The sequence below is a fragment of the Pseudomonas sp. WS 5011 genome (assembly GCF_012985775.1).
GTDB lineage: Bacteria > Pseudomonadota > Gammaproteobacteria > Pseudomonadales > Pseudomonadaceae > Aquipseudomonas > Aquipseudomonas peli.
The window spans coordinates 1-6,610 of sequence record NZ_JAAQXA010000046.1; the positions used below are offsets into that span (position 1 = coordinate 1).

Genomic DNA, 6,610 nt, shown 5'->3' on the forward strand with positions numbered 1-6,610 from the left:
GCCTGAAAAGTGTCCGGATGGCCGTGAAATCGGTGTCCGGATGCTCGTGGAATGAGTGTCCGGATCAGCGTGGAATCACTGTCCGGATGTGCGTGGAATGGGTGTCCGAGTCAGCGTGGAATCCGCAGGCAGTTCACTGTGAGCCGCCCGAACCAGGTGTGGTGCGGTGATGTTACCTACATCTGGGCAGGCAACCGCTGGATCTACCTGGCTGCGGTGATGGATCTGTATGCGCGTCGCATCGTCGGCTGGGCGCTTTCCAATCGACCGGACTCGCAACTCACGACACGCGCCTTGCGCGTTGCCTTTGAGTCGCGTGGCAGCCCACAGCAGCTGATGTTTCACTCCGACCAAGGCTGTCATTACACCAGCATCGAATTTCGCCAAATGCTGTGGCGCTACCGGATCAAGCAGAGCATGAGTCGTCGTGGCAACTGCTGGGATAACGCACCGATGGAGCGTTTTTTCAGAAGCTTGAAAACGGTGTGGATGCCGGAGCACGGCCATACCAGCCAAGGGCATGCTGAGGCGGACGGGCTGCGCTATCTGACGGGTTACTACAACCATCAGCGACCACACAGCTACAACGGATACAAAACGCCAGTTGATGCCGAATCAGTGGCCCGATAAACCTAAACCAGTGCCCAGATTTTGTTCACCACAACAAAACGGACCTGGCCAGATCAACCGCTATTCGCTTCAGACTCGACTGTCCTGTGCGAATTTCTTTGACTTGACCAGGTCATATCGTAGTGACGTTCAGCAGAGAACGGTCAGAATAGGTTAAGCAGTTCATCGTTGACGTCCGTCACTTGCGTGGTGCGCATACCTGAAATGATGATGGTTTGCCTCAGCCTTAATTTGGCTGCTGTTTGATTGGAAACAGGTGGCAATCTCTAATGTGGGTGTGTCATCAAAGCTTCCGGTGAAATCCCGATACAGATTAATAATTGCGACATGCGTACCCACTTCACATCGGAGTTAATAATGAAATCGAAGTCCGCCATCCTTGCTCTCTGTATCTTTACCTCGACAGAGGCTTTTGCTCAAGCGTATGAAGTGCCACCTTCAGATTCATCACTCGGGTCGGCACCTGTGATTTCTGATGCGGCTATGGAGCAGTGCGTAAAGCTCTACAATGAAACCAAATGGTTCGCAGATTCCGTTTCGTCTTCCAGCGTCAATTCTTACGATCAGGCATCTGTGGACGCCCACAACGCCAAGGTCCAGAAGCACTCCGAAATGGTTAATTCCTTCAACATGAACTGCGCAGGCAAGCAATCCAGATCGGCATACGAGGCCGCGCAAAAACTTAACCAAGGGGCTGCTCAATGAAGCGAATTACATTACTGGTTTTGTTGACTGCGTTGCTTCCTTCTGCAGGGTGGGCCGACTCAAGCAAGTGTTACTCGATTAAGGACTCAGACATGAAAAATGACTGCCTTGCCTCGACGAATAATGACAAAAGCAAGTGTTATTCGATCAGAGACGCAGACACCAAAAATAGTTGCTTGGCTCGCGTCGGGAAGGAGAAAAGTAAGTGTTACAGCATCAAAGATAAAGACGACAAACAGAGTTGCCTAGCTGACTTCTAAGCAGCCTCTCACACTCCATAAGCCCCTTGATTGCGCGATTTCGGTCGCGCCAGCCGGCTGCCTCCTGAATCGTCGCTATAATTCATTCAGGCCAAAAGTAACTGTTCATGTGGGGCGGTAATCGTGTTTTGAATTTGGGGAACTCGTGCTGCGGTCTTCAGCAGAATGTGCCAAAATCGGTGGCAGGTGACGAATAAAACAGAGTCGCCGTAATAAATCATATATTTAATTAAAGGCGCCGCAATGAACAATGTACCTACTGGGTCTAAAACCGGTGTTTTCTCGTCGTTAATTTTCGGGTCACGCTGGTTGCAGCTGCCTTTGTATTTGGGTCTCATCATTGCTCAGTGCGCCTATGTGTTCCTGTTTTTGAAGGAGCTGACGCATTTGGTGATGGACATTAATCAGCTCACTGAGCAAGCCATTATGCTGATTGTGTTGGGCTTGATTGATGTAGTGATGATTTCGAATCTGCTGATGATGGTAATCGTAGGCGGTTATGAAACCTTCGTGTCGCGTTTGCGCTTGGAGGGGCACCCGGATCAACCGGAGTGGTTAAGCCACGTTAATGCCACAGTGCTCAAAGTAAAGTTGGCGATGGCGATCATCGGCATATCGTCAATCCACCTGTTAAAAACCTTCATTGCAGCGGGCAACCTAGGTATACCTGATGCAAAGTTCACTACTGATGGTGTTATGTGGCAAACGATTATTCACATGGCCTTTATCGCTTCAGCAATTGGTATTGCTTACACCGACGTGTTGATGATGCGTGTTGCATCAACGAATAAAAATGGGCATTAATTTTTAGGTGCGGGACGAATTCGTCTTGATCGCGGGAAGCAAACCTTGCGACTGATGTCGTAGGTCTTAAAGACAAAGAATTCTATTATCCTGGGCATTTCAGCAGGCTGGCCTCAACGCAAGACGGCTTCAACGGCCGGGCATCCGTAGGTGCTCAATGCCGGCGCAGGATAGGTAGAGGTTTGCTAGGGCCACGAAGTCAGCAGATCAAGCCAAGGTCAAATGGCTGGTGGCTTGATTGACTTTGCTGAGGCGAGAGTTGCTGCATCAGATCGATTCAACTTCAGCGGATTTGATTTCCGCTTCCATCTTCTTAACATTTTCAGCAAAACCTAGATCAAGGATGATGTAATATCCTCTTGACAGCATACTGTTTTTAAAAACATTCCGTGAATGAGATCAGTGAAGTGTCGAGTCATCAACTGATGATGCATAGCAAAAAGCCCTATATCATGACAAAGGACAGCAAGGATGAATGAGTTTATGAATAAACTATTAGGCAGTAAGCGCGGACTTTTTGTTGTGGCAGGAGCTTTAGGCGGACTTTTAAGTGGTGTTTTGTTCGTACTGCTTTCGCTTGATGAAAACGAATTTACGAGTTGGGTGTTATCTGGTGCGTTGGATGCCGCATTAATTAGTGCGCTTATAATTTGCGGGCAAGTTTTCTATCAAACAAAGAAAATGGCTGAATTTGAAAAGTTAAAGTCAGCTATGAGAGTAGGGTCTTTGATAGGCGCTGGAGGAGGACTTGTCGCCTTGGTTGCGATAAATGTATTGAATCAAGGTGAGTTAGGCCGAATCATGGGCTGGGCAATTAGTGGTGGCGCAGCCGGGTTTGTCGTATCCAGGCAAGTACCCAACATGAATAAGATGCATGCCATAGGTGCTGGTGCTGTTGGTGGTGCTGTAGGCTGTATTGCGATGGCTTTTGATTTTGGTTACGTCGTCGGTGTTGGTATAACTGGTGCGGCTATTGGGTTTGTTGTGGCTTTAGCCGATGAAATGTTAAGAAGGAGCTGGATTGAAGTTTCCGAATATTCGGAAATAATCAAAACAAGCGGTATTAATATGGCTAAGGTTAATAATACATATACGTTAACTTTGGGCGGTGAATCAGTCCGGCTTGGCTATTCATCTGACATGGACATTCAATTAAAGCCAGAAGGAATTCCATTGGGAAAAGATGTAGCAGTATTAACCATGGAAAATAATAAGTGCTTCATTACATACTTGAAAACCGGCGTTAAGACTGAACTCCTACAAGAACAGCCCCTCACAATTAACAATTGTGAGCTTAAGTTTAATTCCAAGTAAACATAGCTCTAGCTGAGTTCGAGTGCAGTACCTTTGCTTTCTGGGAAGGTACTGCTCTATCGGACGCCATGCCTGGATCGGTTCACGTGAGGATTCCACATTGAATCGGATTCTATTAACCATAGAGCTGATTATCCTTTGCGGGCCGGCTTCGTGGTGCCAGCTCTGACATTCCCAAAAGTGAAATCATGAATGCATTGCGCAAGTTTGGTGAAGACATGGGCAAGTCAGTGCAGGGCGAGCACGCTCTGCTCCTGATCAGCGTATGCTCGAGCACAGCGATTACACCAGCTTTTACGCTAAGAGCCAGATCAAGAACTTGAACGTATACGCGAGAGCAAATGAATACACTATCTCAAGGTCAGCGAATCCCCGTTGTCTCCGTAGCACCCAGCAAGAAGATTACGGTCTCTGTCGAAATCTCAGCATCCGCGACCATCGATCTTGCCTGCTTCGGTCTTGATGTGGGCGGCAAGCTGTCTGATGACCGCTACATGATCTTCTTCAACCAGGATGCTTCGCCATGCAACGCAGTTCGCCTGGCAACGCCAACCTCATTCCAGCTCGACCTAGACCAGATCCCTGCAGCCATCGACAAGCTCGTGTTCACCGCCGCCATCGACGGCGCCGGTGCTCTGAGCAGTATCCAGGCGAGCTCGTTCAAGTTCCTAGAGGCCGGCAATGAAGTGGCCCGGTGTGAGTTCTCAGGCGCGACATTTAAAGCTGAAAGGGCTGTCATGCTGACTGAGATTTACCGCAAGAGTGGTGAGTGGCGGATAAATTGCGTTCTTCAGGGCTTCAACGAAGGCCTTGATGCACTGGTGCGGCACTTTGGCGGGGAAGTGGCAGAGCCTGCTCCTACGCCAGCCGCTGCACCAGCACGCATATCGCTAGAGAAAAAGGTGGCCGACAAGGCACCAGGGCTCGTCAATCTGGCGAAGAAAGCACAGATTTCGCTCGAGAAGGCCAGGCTCACAGATGTTGTAGCTCGTGTTGCGCTTGTTCTTGATGCGTCCGGCAGCATGAACGGCCAGTACCGCGGCGGCCACGTTCAGGAAGTGGTGAACCGTCTCTTGCCGATGGCCATTCACTTTGACGACGACGGCGAGATTGACTGCTGGGCGTTCGCCGCCAAACCTCTTCGCCTCAGCGCCGTTTCAGCAAGCAATTACAAGGACTTCATCAATACAGATCACCATGGCTGGAAGGATTGGGACGTAGGGTCTCGTATCAATGATGAGCCCAAAGCCATGCAGCTTTTAATCGACCATTACGAAGCCACGAACAGCAAGGTACCGGTCTACGTGCTCTTTATCTCTGATGGTGGGGTACACGAGAATCGCAAAATTACTGACCTGATGAAGCGCGCTGCTGCATTGCCTATTTTCTGGCAGTTCGTAGGCCTTGGTGGTAGCGGTTACGGCATTCTGGAAAAGCTCGATGACATGCCTGGCCGGATCGTTGATAACTGTAATTTCTTTGCACTCGACAAGCTGAGTCAGATCAGCGAAGAACAACTGTACGAGAAACTGATGGAAGAGTTCCCTGACTGGCTGAAAGCTGCTAAGTCGAAGGGCATCATCTGATAGCTTAGAAGGCGGGTGGTTCGGTGGCTTGGTGACCTACCGCAGCCACTTCAACTGCTCAAACACGGCCTGATGCGCCACGCTTGCTGAGACAAAATCATGGCGCAGGTGCTTGTCGCGGTGCCTGTCGGTGTCTTCATTTTTCGAATCTATCGGTAATACGGAAGCCAATCAAAGTCGTGATACTGATACAAGCGATTAAGCCTCCTTAAACCAGAAGAAGAATTCTCATCTGGCCCGTATCAACCTCCACGCTGCGCGATCTTGTAATGAATGCTAAACGCGGTACAGTCCCTTGGCAGGACTGTACGTGCGAGTGCGGTGCGGCTGGATATCTAGATCCGATAACTATTCTGCAGGCACATCGGAAACTTGAATCTTCGGCCGCCCGTGGAGTTGTTGGCAGAATTCAGAATTATAGATCCCCACTAAATATTCATCTTGCTCTGCTCGATTCATATCTTTTAGAGACCAGTCTTTTTTAATCATGGCGTGGTATTGAGCAAACAACTCTACATCGGGAGCAATGTCTTTCTCCAAACTTATCCGATTAAACTTATCGCTGATGATATCAATCGACTCTAACTGCCCAACAAGCTTTGAGGCCATGCTGCACTCCAATACTCGCTTGGTCAGCTCTTCATTATCGTCCGAAGGGTTATTAAGCGTGAACACTGAGTAGTAAGGCGGTTTAGCAAGAGGCTTGGATGATGTCTTGGCAGGCGAGGCACCATCATTTTTGAGATCCTGCAATACAGAGCCACTCCACTTGTACAGGCGCGTTGTATTTTGGGACGGGCAGCAATCAGGATCATCAGGGCCGCGCGAGAGCTCGACATAGCTCAGAACCCCATTGCCTTCGTCAGCCAAATCAGTGGCGGAGTTTATGATATCTAGGCGTGCCTTAGCTTCCCACGTGTCACCATTACGGATAAATGGCACTAGATACTGGTTGCTGTAATTGCCACCATCGGTTGGCTCTAGCGTGTACATGACAACGGCATCAGTGCTGCCGTTTCCGTCGATATCCACCTGCAGGTAACTGCGAGCTTCGCCGTATTCACTGGCGGTATCCTGCAGTGCATGCTCACCAATCGCCGCGTCAGCCGCTACCTTTAGCCCATTAACCGCCACATCTTGCGAGGCTGATTCCGCTTGAGTGGGTTCTTTCTTTATAAGCTCAACCTGCGGATTCCACGCCATCCGGCCACCCAGTCCGCTCTCATCTGGCCAGGCATTCCAGGGCCATCTGGCCACCTGTTCCACGGCCATCCGGCCGGGCAGTCGGAGCGCAGCGACGCAGGGGTGGCA

The 6,610-nt window shown here is 49.8% G+C and carries 5 protein-coding genes and 1 pseudogene; 5 read left to right on the forward strand and 1 reads right to left on the reverse strand.

The features are described 5' to 3' along the window. Nucleotides 1-120 precede the first annotated feature (120 nt). The 5 genes and pseudogenes from HBN63_RS21075 to HBN63_RS21095 form a co-directional block, all read left to right on the forward strand. A pseudogene (locus HBN63_RS21075) lies at nucleotides 121-630 on the forward strand (IS3 family transposase); the annotation flags it as partial. Between the two features lie 357 nt (nucleotides 631-987). Then, nucleotides 988-1,335 (forward strand): hypothetical protein, encoded by a 348-nt coding sequence (locus HBN63_RS21080; protein ID WP_170050777.1) that lies wholly within the window; start codon nucleotides 988-990, stop codon nucleotides 1,333-1,335. A 503-nt stretch (nucleotides 1,336-1,838) separates the two neighbouring features. After that, entirely contained in the window at nucleotides 1,839-2,399 is a 561-nt protein-coding gene (locus HBN63_RS21085; protein ID WP_170050778.1) for a TIGR00645 family protein, read from the forward strand. A 471-nt stretch (nucleotides 2,400-2,870) separates the two neighbouring features. Beyond that, nucleotides 2,871-3,713, forward strand: a complete 843-nt coding sequence (locus HBN63_RS21090; protein WP_170050779.1) for a hypothetical protein — start codon at nucleotides 2,871-2,873, stop codon at nucleotides 3,711-3,713. Between the two features lie 341 nt (nucleotides 3,714-4,054). Next, the gene (locus HBN63_RS21095; protein WP_170050780.1) at nucleotides 4,055-5,299 is read left to right on the forward strand and encodes a VWA domain-containing protein; all 1,245 of its coding nucleotides are present in this window, start codon (nucleotides 4,055-4,057) and stop codon (nucleotides 5,297-5,299) included. Nucleotides 5,300-5,647: 348 nt separating this feature from the next. Here HBN63_RS21095 and HBN63_RS21100 read toward each other — a convergent pair. Beyond that, on the reverse strand, nucleotides 5,648-6,610 hold a 963-nt coding region (locus HBN63_RS21100; RefSeq protein ID WP_223181893.1), incomplete at its 5' end, for a hypothetical protein.

Coding starts and splice junctions, on each gene's coding strand:
- HBN63_RS21080 (WP_170050777.1), top strand. CDS start 988: ATGAAATCGAAGTCCGCCATCCTTGCTCTCTGTATCTTTACCTCGACA.
- HBN63_RS21085 (WP_170050778.1), top strand. CDS start 1,839: ATGAACAATGTACCTACTGGGTCTAAAACCGGTGTTTTCTCGTCGTTA.
- HBN63_RS21090 (WP_170050779.1), top strand. CDS start 2,871: ATGAATGAGTTTATGAATAAACTATTAGGCAGTAAGCGCGGACTTTTT.
- HBN63_RS21095 (WP_170050780.1), top strand. CDS start 4,055: ATGAATACACTATCTCAAGGTCAGCGAATCCCCGTTGTCTCCGTAGCA.